Origin of the sequence: Curtobacterium sp. APC 4022 (assembly GCF_030407555.1) — a bacterium.
Taxonomy (GTDB): domain Bacteria; phylum Actinomycetota; class Actinomycetes; order Actinomycetales; family Microbacteriaceae; genus Curtobacterium.
The window spans coordinates 1-1,518 of sequence record NZ_JASDDD010000068.1; the positions used below are offsets into that span (position 1 = coordinate 1).

The 1,518-nt window shown below is 73.1% G+C and carries 3 protein-coding genes and 1 pseudogene; 2 read left to right on the plus strand and 2 right to left on the minus strand.

Annotated elements, in window-relative coordinates:
* On the plus strand, positions 1 to 407 hold a 407-nt coding region (locus QL987_RS15400), incomplete at its 5' end, for a DUF427 domain-containing protein (protein ID WP_290158489.1).
* Positions 404 to 721: a hypothetical protein gene (locus tag QL987_RS15405; protein WP_221852228.1), complete on the plus strand. Its 318-nt coding sequence runs from the start codon at positions 404 to 406 to the stop codon at positions 719 to 721. The genes QL987_RS15400 and QL987_RS15405, both read left to right, overlap by 4 nt.
* Before the next feature lie 17 nt (positions 722 to 738).
* On the opposite strand, the gene QL987_RS15410 is transcribed toward QL987_RS15405, so the two are convergent.
* Positions 739 to 1,032 carry a hypothetical protein gene (locus QL987_RS15410; RefSeq protein WP_221852230.1) on the minus strand — a complete coding sequence of 98 codons (294 nt, stop codon included), beginning with the start codon at positions 1,030 to 1,032 and terminating at the stop codon, positions 739 to 741.
* A 294-nt stretch (positions 1,033 to 1,326) separates the two neighbouring features.
* A pseudogene (locus tag QL987_RS15415) lies at positions 1,327 to 1,518 on the minus strand (hypothetical protein); the annotation flags it as partial.

Here is a 1,518-nt window from a genome sequence, read left to right on the forward strand (position 1 = left end):
GGGTCGTCGTCCGGCTCGGCGGACAGGTGATCGCCGACACGACCGGTGCTGTGCGCGTGCTGGAGACGAGCCACCCGCCGGTGTACTACCTGCCGATCGCGGACTTCGCGCCCGACGCTCTCGTCCCGACCAGCGGGTCGAGCATGTGTGAGTTCAAGGGCAGCGCCTCGTACTTCGACGTGCACGGCGGCGACCAGGTCGTCGGTCGAGGTGCCTGGACCTACCGCACGCCGTGGCAGGGCTACGGCGAACTGCGCGACCTGGTGGCCGTGTACCCGTCGCAGATGGACTCGTGCGAGGTCGCCGGCGAACGCGTCCGCGCGCAGGAGGGCGACTTCTACGGCGGCTGGATCACCGCGGACATCGTCGGGCCGTTCAAGGGCGAGCCCGGGACGCTCGGGTGGTGACGGAGGCTCCACTGCCGTCCGGTACCACCCGTCGCCGGGTCGGACTCCGCCTGCAGAAGCCGTGGTTCGCCTGGGGTGCGCGGCCGACCGTCAGCGTGGACGGCGTCGGCCAGCCCGCGCAGTGGGGCGCCGGCACGTGGGTGCTGCCGGACGAGGGCAGCGTCGAGTTCGCCGTGTTCTGCATCAACCGCAGCTGGCGCTTCGGTGCGGCCTCGGTCCGGGTCGACGCAGCGAGTGCTGCGGGTGCAGTGCTCGAGTACCGGGCCGGGGCGCTGCCGTTCGGCGCCGGGTCGTTGGTCCTCCGGAGCAACTGACCCGACCCGGGCCGGGGTCAGGCCCGCTCGGAAGGCCGTCCCGTCAGGACACGGGTGCGCTCGGCCAGTTCGTCGACGAACTCCTGGTGCTCGGGCTCGAGCAGGTCGTCCGCGGCGGGCTCGGCGAGGACAGGGACGCCCGGGCCGAGGAGGACCTCGACGGCGATCGGCACGCCCGCGATGTCGACGGCCGGGATCGCGACGAGGTCGCTGGTGCCGGCTCGGCCGACGGCGACCGCGTACCGCATCACGGCGGAGGCGGCGGCACTGCTGGTGAGGACGGATGTCAGTCCGTAGACGACGTACTTCATGGTGAACCGGTTCTGACCAGTTCGATGCGTACACGGCGGAGGCCGGCGGTGGTGTGCACAGGTGTGGACCCCCAGGGACAGGCGGGGCACCCGCAACCGAGTCAGGGCAACGGTCTCGTCGGGAACGCACGCATCGGGATGGTCCGTACGTGGCTCAATGTACACCGCTGGTACCGGGTCACCGGCGGCGGGCGCCCAGCGTCCACCCGAGGCGGCGGTGGGGGCCGCCGGCGGCTGGTGGGACGGACGGGAGGCGCGGTGCGGGCCGGGACTGCGCCTCCTGTCCGTCTCCGGTCAGCTGCCGTCCGTCTCCAGCGCCGCGGTGAGCTTCACGATCGCGTCGGCCGCGTGCGCGAGGACGGCGCGCTCCTCCGGCGTCAGGGCTCGCTCGGCAGCGGCCAGGACACGGGCCGAGCGCCGGACCCGGAGGTCGTCGATCGTGGTCCGGCCGGCCGCGGTGAGCGAGACGAGCACCCCGCGGGCGTC